The organism is Sulfitobacter sp. CW3 (assembly GCF_019392245.1).
GTDB lineage: Bacteria > Pseudomonadota > Alphaproteobacteria > Rhodobacterales > Rhodobacteraceae > Sulfitobacter.
On sequence record NZ_JAHXRL010000299.1, the window covers coordinates 1 to 264 of the forward strand.

Annotated in this window: 1 protein-coding gene; it reads left to right on the forward strand. The window is 71.6% G+C overall.

Annotated elements, in window-relative coordinates; translation table 11 throughout:
- Nucleotides 1–24 precede the first annotated feature (24 nt).
- The coding region (locus KZZ06_RS21155; RefSeq protein WP_219581913.1) for a hypothetical protein at nt 25–264 on the forward strand (240 nt) is incomplete at its 3' end.

Below are 264 nucleotides of genomic sequence, written 5' to 3' on the forward strand. Positions count from 1 at the left end.
GCGCCGCGTGTGAAGCTACCCGAAGTGCTGACCCTGCTCTGGCGCGCCTATGGGGCTGGCCAAGTGACCGAGGCCGAGGCCGAGGCCCTGTCCGGGTTAATCGAGGCGCGGAAGATGATCCCGGCCGCGCCTGAGGTTCCCAGGAAGCGCGTAGGCTCCCGGCCGCGCACGGATGCCAGCCTGGAACGCCGCCGCCGCTGGGCCGCCGCCGGGCGGTTGCCACCCCAAATCTCGGCGCAATTCACGCTGGCCGAGCAAGCCGTG